At 38.9% G+C, this 19504-nt stretch carries 15 protein-coding genes and 2 pseudogenes; 12 read left to right on the top strand and 5 right to left on the bottom strand.

Going from position 1 to position 19504, the window contains the following annotated elements:
- The first annotated feature begins 162 nt into the window (after positions 1-162).
- Entirely contained in the window at positions 163-1074 is a 912-nt protein-coding gene (locus CXF74_RS18740; RefSeq protein WP_101084064.1) for a transporter substrate-binding domain-containing protein, read from the top strand.
- Positions 1075-1242: 168 nt separating this feature from the next.
- The gene (locus CXF74_RS18735) at positions 1243-2145 is read left to right on the top strand and encodes a transporter substrate-binding domain-containing protein (protein ID WP_101084063.1); all 903 of its coding nucleotides are present in this window, start codon (positions 1243-1245) and stop codon (positions 2143-2145) included.
- Between the two features lie 74 nt (positions 2146-2219).
- Here the strand turns inward: CXF74_RS18735 and CXF74_RS18730 are convergent, their stop codons facing one another.
- On the bottom strand, positions 2220-3050 hold the full coding sequence (locus CXF74_RS18730; RefSeq protein WP_232772586.1) for a LysR substrate-binding domain-containing protein: 831 nt from the start codon (positions 3048-3050) through the stop codon (positions 2220-2222).
- A 308-nt stretch (positions 3051-3358) separates the two neighbouring features.
- On the opposite strand from CXF74_RS18730, the gene purE reads away from it, so the two are divergent.
- From purE to CXF74_RS18705, 5 genes and pseudogenes are all read left to right on the top strand, one after another.
- A complete protein-coding gene (gene purE, locus CXF74_RS18725) occupies positions 3359-3838 on the top strand; it encodes a 5-(carboxyamino)imidazole ribonucleotide mutase (protein ID WP_101084062.1) in 480 nt (159 codons plus the stop codon).
- On the top strand, positions 3838-4938 hold the full coding sequence (locus CXF74_RS18720) for a 5-(carboxyamino)imidazole ribonucleotide synthase (protein ID WP_101084061.1): 1101 nt from the start codon (positions 3838-3840) through the stop codon (positions 4936-4938). The genes purE and CXF74_RS18720 overlap by 1 nt, the downstream gene beginning before the upstream one ends.
- Before the next feature lie 395 nt (positions 4939-5333).
- Positions 5334-6987: pseudogene (locus tag CXF74_RS18715) on the top strand (SulP family inorganic anion transporter).
- Between the two features lie 112 nt (positions 6988-7099).
- Positions 7100-8011, top strand: coding sequence for a transporter substrate-binding domain-containing protein (locus CXF74_RS18710; protein ID WP_101084060.1), 912 nt, complete (start codon positions 7100-7102; stop codon positions 8009-8011).
- 619 nt (positions 8012-8630) lie between these two features.
- Positions 8631-9497: a TIGR02285 family protein gene (locus CXF74_RS18705; protein WP_101084059.1), complete on the top strand. Its 867-nt coding sequence runs from the start codon at positions 8631-8633 to the stop codon at positions 9495-9497.
- Between the two features lie 119 nt (positions 9498-9616).
- Here the strand turns inward: CXF74_RS18705 and CXF74_RS18700 are convergent, their stop codons facing one another.
- Entirely contained in the window at positions 9617-10888 is a 1272-nt protein-coding gene (locus tag CXF74_RS18700; protein ID WP_101084057.1) for an NRAMP family divalent metal transporter, read from the bottom strand.
- Between the two features lie 442 nt (positions 10889-11330).
- Here CXF74_RS18700 and CXF74_RS18695 point away from each other — a divergent pair, with 442 nt between their 5' ends.
- The 5 genes from CXF74_RS18695 (at position 11331) to tal (ending at position 15214) form a co-directional block, all read left to right on the top strand.
- Entirely contained in the window at positions 11331-11801 is a 471-nt protein-coding gene (locus CXF74_RS18695; RefSeq protein ID WP_198552919.1) for a hypothetical protein, read from the top strand.
- Positions 11802-12060: 259 nt separating this feature from the next.
- The gene (locus tag CXF74_RS18690) at positions 12061-12336 is read left to right on the top strand and encodes a PTS sugar transporter subunit IIB (protein WP_101084055.1); all 276 of its coding nucleotides are present in this window, start codon (positions 12061-12063) and stop codon (positions 12334-12336) included.
- A 10-nt stretch (positions 12337-12346) separates the two neighbouring features.
- Positions 12347-13603 (top strand): PTS ascorbate transporter subunit IIC, encoded by a 1257-nt coding sequence (locus CXF74_RS18685; protein WP_101084053.1) that lies wholly within the window; start codon positions 12347-12349, stop codon positions 13601-13603.
- Entirely contained in the window at positions 13600-14049 is a 450-nt protein-coding gene (locus tag CXF74_RS18680; protein WP_101084052.1) for a PTS sugar transporter subunit IIA, read from the top strand. The genes CXF74_RS18685 and CXF74_RS18680 overlap by 4 nt, the downstream gene beginning before the upstream one ends.
- Positions 14050-14260: 211 nt before the next feature.
- On the top strand, positions 14261-15214 hold the full coding sequence (gene tal / locus CXF74_RS18675) for a transaldolase (protein WP_101084065.1): 954 nt from the start codon (positions 14261-14263) through the stop codon (positions 15212-15214).
- A gap of 214 nt (positions 15215-15428) precedes the next feature.
- On the opposite strand, the pseudogene CXF74_RS18665 reads toward tal, so the two are convergent.
- The 3 genes and pseudogenes from CXF74_RS18665 to CXF74_RS18655 all read right to left on the bottom strand — a co-directional run.
- Positions 15429-17384: pseudogene (locus CXF74_RS18665) on the bottom strand (methyl-accepting chemotaxis protein).
- Entirely contained in the window at positions 17323-17697 is a 375-nt protein-coding gene (locus CXF74_RS22040; protein ID WP_157822451.1) for a hypothetical protein, read from the bottom strand. Before CXF74_RS22040 ends, CXF74_RS18665 begins: the two are co-directional and overlap by 62 nt.
- 30 nt (positions 17698-17727) lie before the next feature.
- On the bottom strand, positions 17728-19504 hold a 1777-nt coding region (locus CXF74_RS18655; protein WP_101084046.1), incomplete at its 5' end, for a YHYH protein.

The following is a 19504-nucleotide window of genomic DNA, read 5'->3' as shown; positions in this document are numbered from 1 at the left end:
GCCTAAAAACGACAGAAAAAGTTAGCCCAATGCTAATAAAACAAAATAAAGTAAAATGCAACTTAAACAAAGATAAAGCAGAAAACTTTCTATATAATATCGCCACATTATTTTCTACTCTGAAAATGATTAAAAAATAGATAATATAAGGACAGTAATACGATGAATGCAATAAACAATAAAATTTGCTCTACGCTGCTACTTTTTTTCCTTTTTAGCCCCAAAATATTGGCAGAAACCGAGCCAACAACTCAGCAAGTGATCGTGTGGAACCAATTGATTTCACATCCAAATTCAATGGCCCCTGAATTATTAAAAAGAGTCTTTGAAGTCACCAGCGAAGAATATGGCGCGTACCGATTCATTCCCTCTGAACCGATGGAGCAAGGCCGAGCAATAAGACAAATGGAACTTGAGGGACATCTCGATATTGGTTTATTTGCACCTAATGAAAAAAGACGTAATAGCGCGATTGCTGTACCAATCCCTGTTACTGGCTCTTTATTAAGCTACCGTATATGCCTGATTAGAAAGGGTGAGCAAAATAAATTCAATGATATAAAAAGTCTGGAAAACTTACTTGATAGCGAATTATTAATTGGCCAACATCAAACGTGGTCAGATACTAATATCTTAAGATCCAATGGGTTAGAACTATGGACAACACATAAGTACAGCCTGTTATTTGAACAGCTACTTGCAAAGCGATTTGACTGTTTTTCTCGTGGGGCAAATGAGGTCTTACAAGAGTATTACGCAAATGGTTACAAAGGGTTAGCGATTGAGCAATCCTTTGTTATTCATTACCCATTACCCCTTTATTATTTTGTTAATAAAGCAAGGCCGGTACTAGCTGAGCGAATCGAAAAAGGGATGACTATGTTACTCGAGAGTGGCGAATACCAACTGATGTTTAATTATTATTTTTCAGAGACAGTAAAATCACTAGATCTGTCATCACGTACCCTATTAACGCTAAAGAACCCTTTACTTACTGAGCAGGCAAGCAAGCAGATGCAACGAGATGAAGTTTTTTATAAGGCGCTTATTAATAAAGCTTATTTATCTGAATAAACAGCATTTATCAGCCTAAAAAAAGAAGAGTAAAGCTCTAGAACAAAATTCTAGAGTAAAAGAATGGTGGCTAATATAGGGTTATTACAACCCTTAAGCTAACCTTAATGTTCAATCAAAAAATCTGTTTGCACTGTAATTAGATAACCGCAAGGGGGAGGAGAAATAATGAACAAAATAATGCGTATATTTCCTTTCGTTTTTCTCTTTCTGAATGTTAGCGCATTCGCTGAGTCCCTTCCCGTGGTACAAAAAATTATTGTATGGAACCAATTACTCAATCATCCAAATCCCATCGTTGCAGAGTTATTAAACAAAGTATTTCAAGTCACAGAAAAAGAGTACGGTGCGTACCAATTGATTCCCTCTGAAATCATGGAGCAAGGCCGTGCAATTCGACAGATAAAGCTTGAGCAATCTTTGCATATTGGATTATTTGCACCGAATAAAGAAAGAAATAATAGCGCTATCAGCATACCAATTCCGGTGACAGGTTCCTTATTAAGCTATCGAATTTGTTTGATCAGAAAAAATGAACAACACCGATTTAATCAGATTAAAAATATCGATAACCTTATTGATAGCAAGCTATTAATCGGCCAACATAAAAGCTGGTCTGATACCAATATATTAAAATCGAATGGCTTAACACTGTGGACAACCTATAAATACAGTCTGCTATTTGAACAACTTGTCGCTAAACGTTTTGACTGCTTTGCACGTGGTGCCAATGAAATATTGGGCGAGTATTATGATAATGGCTACAAAGGTTTGGATATTGAACAATCTTTTGTTATTCATTACCCCTTACCACTATATTTTTACGTCAATGCAGCCAAACCAGCGCTTGCTGAGCGGGTTAAAAAAGGGATGACGATTTTAATCGAAAACGGCCAATACCAGCGACTATTTAACTATTATTTTGCGAATACAATTAAGCGTTTAAAATTAACTCAGCGCACAGTGTTAACACTAGAAAACCCGCTGTTGACTGAACAAGCAAGAAAACAGATGTTACATGATGCGCCCTTTTATAAAAAATTAATTAATAACGCCTATTTATCTAAATAGCGCGTTATTTTAGATGCTTTTAAAATAAAAGTAGATACCCCGCCAACTCCCCCTTTATTAACTCGCTAAATACGCTATCGCTCAACATTATCAGCGACCATGCCGTTATTTATCATCTCTTGTTGTAATAATGCACGGCCATTCGTTTCAATATGACTCAGAAACTTTGCCGCAATCAATGTTTGTCGTTTTGATTTAGACCAAACAAAAAACCAATGCGCGTTAATCGGCAACTCTTTTATCGGTAAACGAACCAATCCGCTCTGGCCACCATAGGTCAGTGTATGTGCGGACAAAATGGAGATGCCTAACTTTGACATCACTGAGTGTTTAATCGCCTCATTACTTTCAATGGTCATTTTTACATTAAGTTTAGCGTCATATTTTTTTAAGAACTCTTCAATCGCATGACGTGTCCCAGATCCTTCTTCACGCATCAAAAAAGGTTCTTTGCATAAGTCTTTCAGTGTTAAGTTTTTTCGCTTCGCGATCGGGTGATCTTCATGCGCAATAGCCACCAGTGGATTTCTTAAAAACTCGATACTCTCAGTTTCAATATCTGATGGCGGATGGCTAAACACATAGAAATCATCAATGCCTTGTTTTAGTCGCTCAATCGTCTGCTCTCTGTTACCTATTTTTAGCTGTATATCTATATCCGGATATAACTCCAGAAATGGACCTAATAAATGGGGAATAAAATATTTTGATGTGCTGACAACCGCTAATCGTAAGGTGCCAGATTTAAAGTCTTTAATTTTCCCGAGTGCCATATCAAGGCGCGCAAAACTATCTAAGACTTCAACTGCCGTTTTAACTAATTCTAGCCCGACATCTGTGAATATTAAGTGTCTGTTTGTGTAGTTATAAAGTTTAAAGCCAGTCGCTTCTGCCAATTTTCTCATTTGAATGGAAATCGTTGGTTGCGTTAAAAAAGGGCTTTAGCGGCTTCCTTAATACTGCCTTTGTCGTGCACTGCAAGCAATATTTCAAGCTGTCTGATAGTCCCTACATGAGCATGTAATCTTGATTTCATATCCTTACCTTTTGAAATAGACTTTTACCTATACATACTATAGGCAATATCAATTTTTATCTATTCTCGATATTTGTCATAATGAGGCATTAAAAATGAACTGTTTTTAGGTATAATGCTGCCTTTAATGGCGGCTGATATGCCACCATCACTTTTCGAATAACAAGGATATTTATTATGAATAAAATGAAAGTAGCTATTATCATGGGATCGCAGTCTGATTGGCCTGTGATGAAAAATGCCGTAACTGTTCTTGAAGCCTTAGATATTGAGTATAAAGCGATGGTTGTTTCTGCACATCGTACGCCTGAACGTTTGTTTGAATTCGCTAAAAGTGCGGAAGAAGAATACAGCGTAATTATTGCTGGTGCAGGTGGTGCGGCGCATTTACCGGGTATGACAGCAGCAATGACATGGTTACCTGTTATTGGCGTGCCAGTAATGAGTAAAGCACTTAAAGGAATGGACAGTTTATTATCAATTGTGCAAATGCCTAAAGGTGTTGCTGTTGCAACGCAAGGTATTGGCGAAGCAGGCGCGTTTAACGCAGGCCTATTAGCATCTCAAATTCTTGCAACGAACGACCTTACGCTACGTGCTAAATTAAAAGCATGGCAAGTAAATCAAACAGAAAGTGTTTCTTGGGAAGTTGAATAATGCGCATTGCGATTTTAGGCTGCGGACAGTTATCTCGCATGTTAGCACTGGCCGGAATACCATTAGGCATCAAGTTTAGTTTTCTGAATGATACCAATGATCAAATCACTGATTGTGTGAATGGTTTAGGCAGAGTGGTTGCGCTTCCAGAAAATTGGCAAGAGAAACAAGCGATAAGCGATCTCTACGATGCATTGGGTAAACCAGACTGCATTACCGTTGAAAAAGAGCAAGTAGACGTTAAGATATTACAAGCATTACAAGCACATTGTGATATTTTTCCTAACCCTCAAGCTGTTATTGCAAGCCAACATCGCCATCGTGAAAAGCAGTTATTAGAAAAACTATCTATTCCGACTTCTCCGTTTGTTTACTTTAAATCCGCACAAGAAACGATCAAAACACTGCCTTTACCGGTTGTTGTTAAGTCATGTAGTGATGGTTACGACGGTAAAAACCAATGGGTTTTAAAAACATTAGAAGACGTTAAGCACTTTGATACATTAAACATTCAAGATTATATTATTGAAGCATGGATCAAATTTGAACGTGAAGTATCAGTTGTTTCTGCACGCGCAAAAAATGGTGATATTAAACATTATGCGTTAACTGAAAATGTTCATAAAAGCGGCATCTTAATACATTCGATAGCACCCGCTGTTGAATTAGGTGATTCACTCACCCTAAAAGCGCAAGCTTATATGGAAAGTGTATTAACTGAATTAGATTATGTGGGTGTGATGGCGATGGAGTGTTTTGTTATTAACGATCAGTTAATGATTAATGAGCTTGCGCCTCGTGTTCATAATAGTGGTCACTGGACTCAAATGGGCAGTGTTACTTGTCAATTTGAAAACCATGTACGTGCATTAGCAGGTTTACCTCTAGGCAGTACAAGAATGCTAGGCAATGCAGCTATGGTTAACCTTATCGGTACTGAGCACGCAAGCCTTGAGTCACTGACTGATTCTTCAAAATATTACTGGTATAACAAAGCGGTTAAGCCAGGTCGTAAACTGGGACATATCAACTTTTTAGAGCAAACGCGTGAAACACTTGTTCAAAAATTAGAAGATTACCAACAAGCGACAACTAAGTAATATTGAGCATTAGCGCTCAGATGAAAACATTTTCATCTGAGCGTCAATGAGTCATTTCATATAAAGTTAAATGCTTTGAAAGCACTCACTTTTCAGCGACTAATGAAGTTAAATTTATTAATTTCAATGCTTGAGATCATTAATAAACACCTCTTTTAGTGGTATTTTGACGGGCATTTTTAAACAGATCCCCAGTTAATATTTACATCTATAAATTAATCACTTTTTAATACGCTTAATATAACTGATCATAATGAATGATAGTTAATAACAGGTATAACCTGCCATCAAGTAACACGTTATAACCGCAATTATTTTGAGTAAATACTTTTACTCGTATCATGATATTTGCTTTAAAGGAGATTTGGATTTTGTTTGGAAACCGTTTTGATGACATGAATTTAAAAGGTGATCTATTTGGTGGTGTGACTACCGCGATCATCTCTTTACCCCTTGCACTGGCCTTTGGTGTTGCATCAGGAGCTGGCGCAGAAGCGGGTTTATGGGGCGCTATTATGGTGGGTTTCTTTGCAGCCCTCTTTGGTGGTTCTACCAGTCTCATTTCTGAGCCAACTGGTCCAATGACAGTGATAATGACTGCCGTATTAACCAGTATGATGGCTAAATATCCTGAAACCGGCATGGCAATGGCCTTTACCGTGGTCATGATGGCAGGTGCATTTCAAATACTATTGGGTACGTTAAAACTCGGTAAATACATCACCTTAATGCCCTACAGCGTCATATCTGGTTTTATGTCCGGCATTGGTGTCATCTTAATAATCCTGCAATTATCTCCCTTATTAGGTCATGCAGCACCTGCGGGCGGTGTAATGGGCACATTAGGCGCATTACCAGATACCGTTGCAAACATGAATTTCAGTGAGCTATTTTTAGGTTTATTGACGCTCAGTGTTTTATTCTTATTTCCCAAACAATATCGTAAATACGTACCCGCGCAGCTCGTTGCATTAGTTGCAGTTACCCTGCTTTCAGTGATCTTTTTTGATACCGATAGCATTAGACGTATTGGTGAAATTCCAGCAGGTTTACCCTCGTTTGTTATCCCACATATTAATGCAGAAATGTTTACCACAATGGTCATTGATGCCTTAGTATTAGGTACATTGGGTTGTATCGATACCCTACTAACGGCAGTTATTGGTGATTCCCTAACCAGAAAAGATCATGATTCAGATAAAGAATTACGTGGTCAAGGTATCGCGAATATGATTTCTGGCTTGTTTGGCGCATTGCCAGGTGCAGGTGCGACTATGGGCACAGTCACTAATATTCAGGTCGGGGCACGGGGCACGTTCACCCGCTTCAGGCTTGATCCGCGCATTAGTATTAGCGTTAGTTGTCTTAGTAGCAGGCGGATTAACCGAGCCCATTCCAATGGCAGTACTTGCCGGTATTGCGGTTTATGTTGGTTTTAATATTCTCGACTGGAGCTTTATTCAACGCGCCCATAAAGTCAGCATACAAAGTATGGCTGTCATGTATGGCGTTATGCTACTGACTGTCTTTGTGGATTTAATTGTCGCGGTGGGTTTGGGTGTCTTTATCTCAAACATCATCATTATTGAGCGCTTAAGCCGTGAGCAAGCTCGCCAAGTAAAAGCCATTAGTGATGCCGATGAAAATGATGTGCCACTTACCGACAGTGAGCGTGGCTTATTAGACAGAGCAAAAGGAAAAGTCCTCTTTTTCTACCTGTCAGGGCCAATGATTTTTAGTGTCTCAAAAGCAATTGCGCGCCAACATGCAAGCATCGCCGATTATGAAGTGATGATATTAGATTTAACCGACGTGCCAATGATTGATGTAACAGTCGGTTTAGCACTCGAAAATGCCATTAAAGATGCACTCGATGCACACTGTGAAGTCTTCTTGTTATGCCCTAATAAGCAAACACGTGTGCAACTCGAAAAATTCCATGTACTGGATTTAGTGCCCGATGGTAATACCTATGAATTTCGTTATGAAACGCTTCAAGCTGCACTGCGTTATGTTGAAGGCGACCAACAGCGTATTGCAACATTTTGATAATGTATTTTGCCATGGTGCCTTTTTTAGGGCACCTAACCTGATAGAGAAAATGCGCATTGAAACCTGAGCAGATCCCCCTAGCAATAATCAATAATAAGGTGGTAGTACAATGAATAAAATAAACAGCCTCATTTTATCTGCTTTTCTACCTTTACTGTTTTTAAGTTCAAAGGTACTCGCAGAGCCCGCTCCCACAACTCAGCAAGTGATCGTTTGGAACCAATTACTCACTCATCCAAATTCAATGGTGCCAGAGCTATTAAAAAGAGTATTTGAAGTCACCAGTCAAGAATACGGGCCTTACCGATTTATTCCTTCTGAACCAATGGAACAAGGCCGTGCGATTCGACAAATGGAGATTGAAGGGCATCTAGATATTGGCTTATTTGCACCAAACGAAAAAAGGCGTAATAGCGCTATCTCAGTACCGATTCCTGTCACAGGTTCGTTATTAAGCTATCGCATCTGTTTAATTAGAAAAGGTGAAAAATCTCGATTTAATGACATTAAAAGCCTAGATAACTTAATTGAAAGTGATTTATTGATCGGCCAACACCAAACCTGGTCTGATACCAACATATTGAGAGCTAACGGATTAGAACTATGGACAACTCATAAATACAGTTTATTGTTTAAACAGTTGCTTGCGAAACGTTTTGACTGCTTCTCACGAGGGGCAAACGAAGTCTTACAGGAATATTATGCACATGGTTACAAAGGATTAGAGATAGAACAGTCCTTGATTATTTATTACCCATTGCCTCTTTATTACTTTGTTAATAAATCAAAACCCATACTGGCTAAGCGAATCGAAAAAGGGATGACGATTTTACTTGAGAATGGCGAATATCAAGCAATGTTTAATTATTACTTTGCAGATACGGTTAAATTATTAAACCTCACACCACGCACAGTATTAACACTAAAAAATCCACAGCTTACAGAGAAAGCAAGACAACAGATGTTACGCGATGATGCTTTTTATAAAGCGCTCATTAAAAATGCTTATTTATCTAAGTAAGTAACAATCATCAGCCTCAAGACTAGGGATTCATTACCTAATCTTGAGGCGATTAAATACTGAGCGGTTTTCTTCTACAAAAAGCTAATTAGCCTCTCACTGCCATTAAAAAATTATCCCACTGCTATTTCAGGCACGGCAAGCGCATTATAATTGAAAATGCTTTTAGCACTCCAAAATACGTATTGCTATAGCGTTGATCCCTATTATTTCAATAAAAAACTACCACGAAGCCACTTCGTTACACAGAGAACACGAAGAAACCAAGAGCAAAAATTCAATTTGATCTTTAACCTTCTTTTTCTTCGTGCCTTCGTGGTTAATTTCTTTTGAATTTATTTAAATTGTTTAATCGCATTTATAATGCGCTTGCCCTGCTATTTCAGGCGTGTTTCGAGTGATAATAATGATATCTAAAATCCCTTTTTTAAGCATCGCCTCCAACGCGAAACCATTGCTAACAATACGTTAGCAAAACCTGCAGATCCCAGTAAAGTACCAGAAATCACTAATAATCAGGCATTATTAAGTCATTAAAGAGTGAGCCGGTTATGTCCGTAACACTGTGATGAATAAAGTGGTCTAAAATAAATGCTCATATGTATTAAAAGGAAAAACAATGAAGACGTTATTAATAGGCTTATGTCTATTATTCACTTTGAGCACTGCAATTGCTGAACACACCCCAAAAATAATCCGTTGGTGTTCGTCCGACTTCCCCCCCTACTTTATTAAACAGGGTGAATTACAAGGGCAAGGCATCAATGACAAAGTGATTAAGTATTTACAGGCAAAGCTACCGCAGTACCAACACAAGTTATTCAAGGCAAACCCAGCACGGGTTATGCTTGATATGAGTAAAGGTAAGCAGGTAGTTTGCTCTGCTTTATTTAAAACACCAGAGCGACAGGAGATGTTACAGTTTAGTCAATCGCCTTTGTTTTTAGTGCACCCTAATCATTTAGTGATCTTAAAAAAAGATCGCCAGATGTTTATGCCTTTTCTTGATACGAATGGTGTTGTTGATTTACAAAAATTACACAGTAGTGAACTGTTATTAGGCGCGGGTGCTAAGCGAGCTTATACCGGTGCTATTGACACGTTTATTAGTGACTATCGAAAAAAAGGCACGGTGAAGATAACCCGAGGCTCAAATGTTTACGGCAACTTATTAAAAATTCTTAAACGCAATCGTATAAATTTTACATTTGGTTACCCCATCGAAACAACTTATGTTGCACAGCAAGAGGGGATAGGTGATATTTTCGATGTGATCCCCGTTAAAGGAATGGCGCCATCCTATGCAGTTTATATGAGCGCACCAAAAACAGAGTGGGGTAAAACGGTATTGGCTGATATCGAAAACGTCTACCATTCAATGCAAAGTATTAATGAACTGAGTCGCTTCTACGAAGCATGGTTGAGTGATGAAATGAAACACCGCTATCGTCAACAGGTACAACTTGAATTTGAAAAACAATTTTAATGTGATTAAAAAAACGAATCCGCCTTTAAAATTGAGCTTAATAAATCCCCTCTCGCAAAATAAAAAACCTTAATCAATGACTAAGGTTTTGTTATTTAATCATATTTTAAAAGGCTAATTTACATTAACCATTTCCACCAAATAAACAGCGCCAGAAAACCAAATAAATAAGCTAAACCTAACCAAGATAACACTTTCATTTTTTTGCTTAACGCCAACTCTTTAGGTAATTCTGTTTTTGTCACTAAACGATAATTAAGAAAAGCAAAGATAGGCGTGGTCATAAAGGCTAATACCATCGCAAAGTTAAGCATCGACATTAAAGAAGAAACAAAAAACAAAATAACCGCCATTGCGCAGGCACTAATTAACAGCATCCAGCTATTATGGCGAGGTTCCACTTCTGAGTCAGGGTTTTGTATCTGTGATTTTGCTTCTGCTAATGCACGCGCATAACCATCAATCACAGTAATAGTACTGCCAAAAATACAACCAAAAGCAACCACCGAAATCAACAATCGGGACCACTCACCAATTGCACTGGCATACATGCCAACGAGTTGATGCGAAAAAGCAATGCCCGACTTAGCCAGACTATCCGTTTGACCATGTAATACCAATGCCCCTAATGCTAAAAACACAATCGCTAATAAAGCGGTACTGAAATAGCCAATGTTAAAATCAAAGAGCGCCGATTTGTTAGTCACCTTGGTTTCTTGGCATTGTCGTTTTAACCATAACGAGGTTAAACAAGAGATCTCAATCGGGGCAGGCATCCAGCCCATAGTAATCACAATAAAACCGATCGAGGCAATGCTCCAAGCCGACGGAGGAGTAAAATCAGCAGGTAAAGGCTGTACTTGACTGACTGCCATGACAACCGCAATCAGTGTCGTTACCGTTAATACTGCCATTATAATTTTTGATAAACTATCCAATGCTTTGTAATGACCACGTAATAAGATAGTTAAACAAGCGATAATAACGATCGCAGACAAGACAGGTAATGATAAATCAAAGGGTAAAAACAACCCTAATAAGCTGGCGCTAAAAAGCGTCAGAGCGGCAGTATTAATGACCGCAGAAATACCACTAAGCAGAGTAAATAACCATAAATAACCACGCCCCATTTTTGCATAACCCGCCACCAAGCTTTTACCGGTTCCCATGGTATAAATCACACCCGCTCTAAAGAAGGGGTATTTAAGCACGTTAACCAATAAAATTAACAGCGCAAGTTGCCAGCCAAAAATAGCCCCCGCTTTGGTAGAAGCAACAAGATGAGAGCCCCCCACTGCAGCCGTGGCCATCATAATTCCTGGGCCAAGAGATTGAATAATGCGTCCTATTTTACTTTGTGCAGGGGGTTTTAACGCGACACTCGTTTCCATAACATATTGTCCTTATTGATTTTATATGTGTTTAAAAAAGCACAGAGAAGTCAATGGCGCAATACTATTGTATTAAAAGTGCATATTTATTCACGCTTTAACTGTTAATAAACGGAAAGAATAATGCGTTCATTTGTATTATTCATGATTGTAGTGGCGCCGTTATTCTGGCCATTAACTTAAAGAAAAATAGCTTAAGATCCCTAAGTCGCTTTGCCCATCGTGACTTTGCGGAAAAATATCGTCATTGGTTGAGCGATAACTTTATCGGCGGTTCATGAGTTGATAAAAGTAAATATGCTCTTTTGTTATTTCTATAAGCTAATATTGATTGGTGAATATTAACTGAAGAACTGTATTATCATGGATAGGCAGAGTGAGTGAGTGAGTAAATATCTTACCTATCGATTTTATTCACCATAAAAATATAAGGAAGTAAGTAGTGAAAAAAATAGCAGCGCCGTTAGATATGTTTAACGGAAGTAAATTTAAAACCAATAAATATGGTTATGTGAGTATTGTAGAATATTACAATTGTCATACTGTTATTGTTGCCTTCGAAAACACGGGTAATATTCGTGCTATTAGTGCGGCAAAGCTCAGAAGTGGTAATGTGCCTGATCGTGATGTTCCACCTGAGTCGATCCTGATTGGTGAACGAGTTAAATCTTTGAAACATGGATGGCTAACCATCACTAAAGTAGAATCTGAAAATATTGTGCTACTGGTAAATGAATACAATGAAGAGGTTCAGATGCTTTTGCCTGCCGTACAAAAAATGAAAAACAAATTAAATGAAATTGAAGGTGAAAAATCAGAGCTTAACAAACCTATCTCATTGAAAGATTTAACAAAAAGAAATAAAAATGTTAATTCCATCGTGAAAAAAATGCTTACGGACTATGGTAAGTAAGTAGCTTAATTTTATTGTAACCCCATGTTTTTAATCGAAAACATCAAAATATAAATTTATTTCAGCACTGAATCCCTCTTTGTTTTTGTCATCTATCACACCACCATAACAAAACCTTAACTTTGTGACTTACGTCGCAATACCACTTTCGTTTCGCGATAGTCGTCACGTTTGGGTTTTCTTCATTCAGTTATTATTCTGCCATACAGTTAAGAACGCAATGTTGCATTCTAACTTCCCCGAACAGAGAGAAAATAACATGAAAAAAATATTAGTTGTGTGTGGAAACGGTTTAGGTACTTCATTAATGATGGAAATGGCTGTTAAAGATGTCGTGAAAAAAATGGCTCTTGATGCTGAAGTTGATCACGAAGACTTATCCTCGGCAACGGGTAGCCAAGCTGATATTTGGGTTGCGGCTGCTGATGTTGCTACGCAATTACAAGAGATGGGTAAAGAAAATATTATTAGCTTAATTAATATTTTTGATAAAGCGTCAATTGAAGAACAGCTAAATACTATTCTAAAAGGTTAAGGGGATTATCATGGTTGATTTTTTTGAATTCATGCTCGGCTTATTAAAAGAGCCAGCATTAATGGTCGGTCTTATCGCTTTTATTGGCTTAGTGGCACAAAAAGCAGATGCGTCTTCAATATTGAAAGGCACCATTAAAACGGTAATGGGCTTTTTAATTCTTGGTTTTGGTGCCGGTGCATTGGTTGGTGCGTTGAATAACTTCTCAACTGTATTTACTGAAGCCTTTGGGGTAAGCGGTGTTATCCCTAATAACGAAGCCATTGTTGCCATCGCACAAGAAGCGTTTGGTTATGAGATGGCATTGATTATGTTTTTCTCTTTTGTTGTCAACATTGTATTAGCGCGTATCACGCCGTTGAAATATATTTTCTTAACCGGCCATCACACCATGTTTATGTCAATGTTAGTGGCTGTTATCCTTTCAACAGCGGGTATCACTGGCGTTACTTTAGTGGCATTAGGTGCGGGTATTGTCGGTTCGTTGATGGTTATCATGCCTGCGATTGGTCAGAAATATACTGAAAAAGTAATGGGTACTGACCAACTTGCTATTGGGCATTTCTCAACGCTTTCTTACGTCGTCGCTGGATATATCGGTAGTAAATTTGGTGATACGTCTAAATCAACGGAAGAAATCAATGTACCAAAGAGCTTAATGTTCTTGCGTGATACACCTGTTGCTATTGCAACTACGATGGGCATTTTCTTCTTAATCTCTTCTATCTTTGCTGGTAGTGCCTTTGTCGAAGAAGTCTCTGGCGGACAAAACTGGGTTGTATTTACCTTTATTCAATCTTTAACGTTTGCTGGCGGTGTATACATCGCACTGCAAGGTGTGAAAATGTTGATTGCTGAAATTGTGCCTGCATTTAAAGGTATTTCAGATAAGTTAGTCCCTGGTGCAAAACCGGCGCTTGACTGTCCGATGGTATTTCCAGTTGCACCCAACGCAGTACTTATTGGTTTCTTATGTTCTTTTGCTGCAGGTCTTGTGGCAATGGGCATTCAAGGTGCCTTTGGTTGGACGATTATTGTTGCTGGTGTTGTACCACACTTCTTCGTGGGTGGTGCTTCAGGTGTTTACGGTAATGCGACGGGTGGTTTACGTGGCGCGATTTTAGGTTCATTTGCACAAGGTTTATGTATTTCATTCTTACCGATGTTATTACTACCCGTACTCGGTGGATTAGGCTTAGAAGCAACAACCTTCTCTGATTTTGACTTCGGTGTTGTCGGTCTTATTCTTGGGTGGTTAGTACTATGAGTTTATTCGATTTAATCGGTCATGACGGTATTGTCATTACCAATGAGGAAAACTTAAGCGTTGATGCAACATTAGAACTAACTTGTTCTGCACTTGTAGCAAGCGGTAAAGTTGAAGAAAGTTATGTTGATGCCATTAAAGCAACGCATAAAAAAATTGGTCCTTATTATGTATTAGCACCCAAAATTGCAATGCCTCATGCACGCCCAGAAGACGGTGTGAATGAAACTGCATTACAACTGACTGTGTTTAAAAAGGGTGTTGACTTAGGATCGGCTGATAATGGCGATGTATTTTTCTCAATTACATTAGCAGCAATAGATTCCGATGGTCATGTTCTCACTATTATGGCGCTTTCAGAGCTATTTCAAAATGATGATGATATTGAAACAATTATCAATGCGGAAAATAAGACTGACATTATTAATATACTTAAAAAGTACTAAGTGAAATAAGTCGTTATAATAAGGCGATATTAAAAGTTATCGCCTTTATTTTCGTCTGTATACCTCCACCAAACTCCCTACCACTAATGAAAATAATGATCTCGTTATAGGCCGAAGACAGTGAAATTTTATTGCTATTTTCGTAACACTAAAGCGAATACAAAAAATACGCCTTTTGAGATTAAAAATAGAATATAAAGGATAAATAATGATGAATAATAAATTAGATCAGCTTCGTAAAATGACCACGGTTGTCGCAGACACAGGTAATGTTTTAGATATCGTTAAATATCAGCCTGAAGATGCAACCACTAATCCATCTCTTATTTTAAAAGCGGCACAAATTCCTGAGTATCAAGAGTACATTAGCCAGGCTATCACTTACGCTAAAAAACAAAGTGATAATGGTAAGCAACAGCTGACTGATGCCGCCGATATGCTGACGGTAATCATTGGCTTAGAGATCTTAAAAGTGGTACCAGGGCGTATCTCTACCGAAGTAGACGCTCGATTATCTTACGATACAGAGGCGAGTATTGTTAAAGCGCGTAAGCTCATTAAATTATATAACGACGCCGGTATTGCTAATAACCGAATTTTGATAAAGCTAGCGTCTACTTGGCAAGGTATTCGTGCTGCTGAAATATTAGAAAAAGAGGGCATTAACTGTAACCTGACACTTTTATTCTCATTTGCGCAAGCACGTGCTTGTGCAGAAGCTGGCGCCTTTCTTATTTCGCCTTTTGTAGGTCGAATTATGGATTGGTATAAAGCAAAAGAAGGCCATGGCTTTGAGGGAGCTGACGATCCTGGCGTACAATCGGTCACTGATATTTATAATTATTATAAAGAACATGATTATAAAACTATCGTGATGGGAGCGAGTTTCCGAAATATTGGTGAGATATTAGAGCTTGCGGGTTGCGACCGTTTAACAATTGCTCCACAACTTCTACAAGAACTAGAAGAGTCAGAAGGGCTAGTAGCGAGAAAACTGACACCAACGACTGAGATTAAAGTACGCCCAGTCACAATGACCCATGTTGATTTCCTATGGGATCATAATCAGCAACCAATGGCGGTAGAAAAATTAGCCGAAGGCATACGTAACTTTGCAGCCGATCAAAACATACTTGAAGTCATGTTGACTGAGAAGCTTAAATAAAGGTAACCACTACCCTATCAATTTTACGCGATGTTAGAAGTGCAATTATTAGCAAATCAAAAGGCCGTATTACCTAAGTAATACGGCCTTTTCTAAATGAAAATACCTTCCACAAAACCGACACCAAAGAATCTAACCTTAAGGCGCTGATTCTATAACAACAACCTTGGCCCCCTTTAGATCACTGAGAGCCATTAGATTATCTGAGCTCTATTTAACGATTACTTTCACTTTCAAAAAAACTAATCTGCTTGCGCATTTCACCCGCTTGATCGCTCATCGACTCACTAGCGGCGGCTTCTTCCACTAATGCTGCATTTTGTTGGGTGACAACATCCATTTGTGCAACAGCGGTATTAACCTCTTCAATCCCTTGAGACTGTTCTTTTGATGACACCATAATCTCTTCCATTACAGTACAAATACTTTCTACAGAGGCCACTATTTCGTTTAGTGTTTCTCCTGATTTGTTAACCAGTTTGGTGCCTTCTTCAACTTTTTTAACCGAGTTTCTTATCTGGTCATTAATTTCTTTAGCGGCAGCTGCTGAGCGCTGTGAAAGTTTTCAGACTTCTCCAGCAACAACGGCAAATCCTCTCCCCTGTCCACCCGCTCTTGCGGCTTCAACAGCGGCATTCAAAGCGAGTAAATTAGTTTGAAATGGCATTTCATCAATAACACTAATAATATCCGATATCTGACTACTCGCTTTAGTAATACTGTTCATCGCACCAATCGCATCATTAACGACTTGGCCGCCTTCTTTCGCCGTTAGCTGCGCACTTTTAGCTAACTCATTAGCCGTTATAACCTTGCTTGCATTTTCTTTAACAACAACTGAAAGTTGCTCCATGCTTGCCGATGTTTCCTCTAATGATGAAGCTTGTTGCTCAGTACGCTGGCTCAAATCGGTATTACCAACCGCAATTTCTTGGCAGCCTGTGCGAACACTTTCGGCTGACTTACTAATACTTTCTACTACTTCAGTCAGTTTAATCACGGTTTTATTTGAATCGTCTTTTAATTGTTCAAAAGCACCTTGATAACTGGTATTAATTTGCTGTGTAAGGTCGCCATTAGATAAACCTCCCATTACCCTAGAAATATCATTAAGCACACTTTCGTTAACATCTACCTGCTTATTGATACTTTGACTAAGCGTGAGGAAAAAGCCTTCTTTATCTTTGAGCTCAATGCGCTGTGATAGATCACCCTCGCACGCTACATTAACAAGCGGCTGGATATCCCCTTCTATTACTTGGGTAAGCTTACTCACTGTCATATTGGCATCTTGTTTAAGCTTATCAAATGAACCTTGATATTCTGTCTCAATCCGCTGGCTAAGATCACCTTTCGCCATAGCGGCAAACATTCTTACAATATCATTGATCACGTTTTCATTAAGGGCCAGTAGATCGTTGATACTGCCACTTAGCTTCTTATAAAAACCTTCTTTATCACCTAATTCTATACGCTTAGATAAATCACCTTGTTTTGCCGCATCAATAACAACTTGAATATCTTCTTCTATCACCTTCGTTAGCTTCTCTTTCATATATGCCATCGATTGCTGTACACCAACAGAATTTTGACTACTCAAGTCCATGGTTAAATCACCACTTGATATTTTTTCCGCTATCTCTTTAAGATCAACAGGATCGGCACCTAATTGTGTCAATACCACTTTTGTTAAAACGTACGAGATCAAGGCGCCAATAATTAATGCTAATAAAGCACCGATCAGCGTGACTGCGGTTGTGAAGAAAGCGGTTGATTCCTGTTGTTCTTTTCGCACTTGAATAAGCGCTGCTTCAGCACCTACAAACTCAGTAAGAACGCCCCTCATTTTATCCATATATTTTTTGCCGATGCCCTTCTCGATAAACGCAGTGACATCACTTATCGAACGGCTCACTTTATTCATTTCTCGTCGAGCTTCAATTTCCGGGAAAGCAGCTTCAACCTTCCAATCGTTAGCTAGCTGAACCGCACTATCTAAATCTTTTTTGAGTATCTCTTTTTCGCTAGCATTCTCAATAATATTTTCAAGGCTCTGCTTGTGTTGCTTAAATGTTTCTATACCAGCAAGGTAAGGTTCGAGGGAGGATTCAACACCAGATAACAGAAAACCACGCTGCGTTTGATCTATCAGTGATGCCTCTTGCACCATAATCACCATTATTGTCATCTGTTACATAGGTACGACAATCTGGATTACGATTTGTTAATACCGCATTCAACATGCCGTTAGTGGTTTCATTCAAGTCTGGATTAGCAATATAGCCATCAATTGGCTCAGGTGCAGGATCGGGTATAGGTTCGGGATCGGGTATTGGGTCTGGTATAGGCTCTGGGTCAGGCACTAAAGGTGCTTCACTATCGCTATCACCTCCTCCACAGGCAAAGATACTAAACGTTAATAATAATAAAATAATGGTCTTAAAACCACGCTGGGCTAACTTAACTAACAAAGTCTTATACATGAAAGATCCTTTCTTAACTACTTATTGAAATTACTTATTGAAACTGCTGTCTGGTGTACCAGAAAAACACGAGAGTACATACGGATAGCTCGCTGTAATGTAGTAACCATAACCACTATCTATTGTCATGCCGTTACATTCATCTAAATCACCCAAGCCTTCAACATATTCATAATCATCTCTGAATGCTCCATCATAACTTCCCCCTGGTTCGCCTGTTCCACTGGGTCTATCACCTGATTTCAAGCGATAGCTAGAGGTTACTGAACGAACTTGTCCTTCATCATCAAAGTAGATCCCGTAAAGAGGAAAACCATCGGCGGCAAAACCTATTACCGGTGAATCTTGGCTGGCATCATTTTCAAATAACGCGATTGGTGAACCATGATAGTGATAGGTACCGTCTGGTTGGGCATGAGCATTATGAGAGTCAACGGCAAAGCCATTCGCTGCATGCATAGGGTCGTATCGCCAAGGTTCATTAATATCATTACAGCCAATTTTTCCATTACCTACTCCATAGCAACCCGCCGCTAAAAGATCGACCTTAACGCCATTAAGTAATATCGCATTGTCTACTTGTAAAGAAAGCGGGGTAACTTGACTGGCTTTAGTGGGGGATATAGTAATTTCAAACTGATCATTTTGTTCACTCACATCGTTAGGAAATGCGCTACCGCCATCATTAAAGTCGTGATTAGGAATAGCATTAGTATTAAAAACACACTTATCACCTATTTGCAAAATCACAAGATCTCCCTGGAATACCATGCCTTTATTTATGTCATTCACCGTTGAGGTAAATTGCTCAATATAATCAACACAGTTTTTACTTTGGCTACTTAGCGTAACATTCGTTATATCAATGGGGCTTTGTGTTTCTTCGCCATATATAACCGCAGAGACAGTCGCTAAAATTGTCACCTGTGCAAGTAAGTCTGCATCATTTGTCGGCAGTAAATTATTCGTTTCAGCAAAACCTTCCGCTAAAGCATCAGATATGTCACCCGTAACACTACCTGATAATAAATACAGCTCTTGGCTGCCATCTTCAAACTCAATCAATTTATAGTCTTTTGATCGCGTCGCCCATCCCGTTACGTCTGCTGATTTATACGCGGTATAGCTATACTCTCTTCCGCCGTTAGTACCATCAGTAAATAAAGCTTTAAAACTTTGGCTATCATGTACTTTCGTTGCGGATACTCCTGCAACTTCAGCGATGGTGGCATATAAATCAGTTGCCGTAACTAAGGCACTTTCTCTTTCATTAAGTCGTGTTACGCCCTGCCCTGAGACAATAAAGGGCGTAGCGATGCCGCCTTGATATAAACTACCTTTCGAATGTGTTTGACTATAAGTAGATGCATCAATTACGTTAGCAGGAGTACCATTATCACCAATATAAATAATAATGGTATTGTTGCGCGTCTCTTCATCTAATGACGATAACAAGCGTCCAATTTCAGTATCCATCGCTTCAATTGCCGCTAAATAGTAATCGCGTTTATTGTCAGTAATATCACTTGATGTACCTGATAAACTTCGACTGTGTAAAGATTCCGGAGGTAAATGAAAAGGCGAATGTGGTGCGGAATAAGCTACCCAGGCAAACCAAGGCGTTGTTTGTTCAGCTACCCAGTTAAGGGCTAAGTCAGTAATTTTAGTAGAGTGGTATTCTGTTGAATTTTCTACCACGCCATTAATGGTGAGTGACCAATCGTAGTAATCAGGTAAATTTCCGGTATTACCCGCATAATAATCAACACCGACATCATTGGGGTGTGTATCACTCGTACCACCTATA

Origin of the sequence: Psychromonas sp. Urea-02u-13 (assembly GCF_002835995.1) — a bacterium.
In the GTDB taxonomy this organism is placed as follows: domain Bacteria; phylum Pseudomonadota; class Gammaproteobacteria; order Enterobacterales; family Psychromonadaceae; genus Psychromonas.
Note: the sequence above shows the minus strand (reverse complement) of the source record. Positions and strands in the feature narration are given on the sequence as shown.

Bases quoted from the DNA above. Each gene is read 5' to 3' on its own strand.
- CXF74_RS18740 (WP_101084064.1), top strand. From the start codon at position 163: ATGAATGCAATAAACAATAAAATTTGCTCTACGCTGCTACTTTTTTTC.
- CXF74_RS18735 (WP_101084063.1), top strand. From the start codon at position 1,243: ATGAACAAAATAATGCGTATATTTCCTTTCGTTTTTCTCTTTCTGAAT.
- CXF74_RS18730 (WP_232772586.1), bottom strand. From the start codon at position 3,050: ATGAGAAAATTGGCAGAAGCGACTGGCTTTAAACTTTATAACTACACA.
- purE (WP_101084062.1), top strand. From the start codon at position 3,359: ATGAATAAAATGAAAGTAGCTATTATCATGGGATCGCAGTCTGATTGG.
- CXF74_RS18720 (WP_101084061.1), top strand. From the start codon at position 3,838: ATGCGCATTGCGATTTTAGGCTGCGGACAGTTATCTCGCATGTTAGCA.
- CXF74_RS18710 (WP_101084060.1), top strand. From the start codon at position 7,100: ATGAATAAAATAAACAGCCTCATTTTATCTGCTTTTCTACCTTTACTG.
- CXF74_RS18705 (WP_101084059.1), top strand. From the start codon at position 8,631: ATGAAGACGTTATTAATAGGCTTATGTCTATTATTCACTTTGAGCACT.
- CXF74_RS18700 (WP_101084057.1), bottom strand. From the start codon at position 10,888: ATGGAAACGAGTGTCGCGTTAAAACCCCCTGCACAAAGTAAAATAGGA.
- CXF74_RS18690 (WP_101084055.1), top strand. From the start codon at position 12,061: ATGAAAAAAATATTAGTTGTGTGTGGAAACGGTTTAGGTACTTCATTA.
- CXF74_RS18685 (WP_101084053.1), top strand. From the start codon at position 12,347: ATGGTTGATTTTTTTGAATTCATGCTCGGCTTATTAAAAGAGCCAGCA.
- CXF74_RS18680 (WP_101084052.1), top strand. From the start codon at position 13,600: ATGAGTTTATTCGATTTAATCGGTCATGACGGTATTGTCATTACCAAT.
- tal (WP_101084065.1), top strand. From the start codon at position 14,261: ATGAATAATAAATTAGATCAGCTTCGTAAAATGACCACGGTTGTCGCA.
- CXF74_RS22040 (WP_157822451.1), bottom strand. From the start codon at position 17,697: ATGTATAAGACTTTGTTAGTTAAGTTAGCCCAGCGTGGTTTTAAGACC.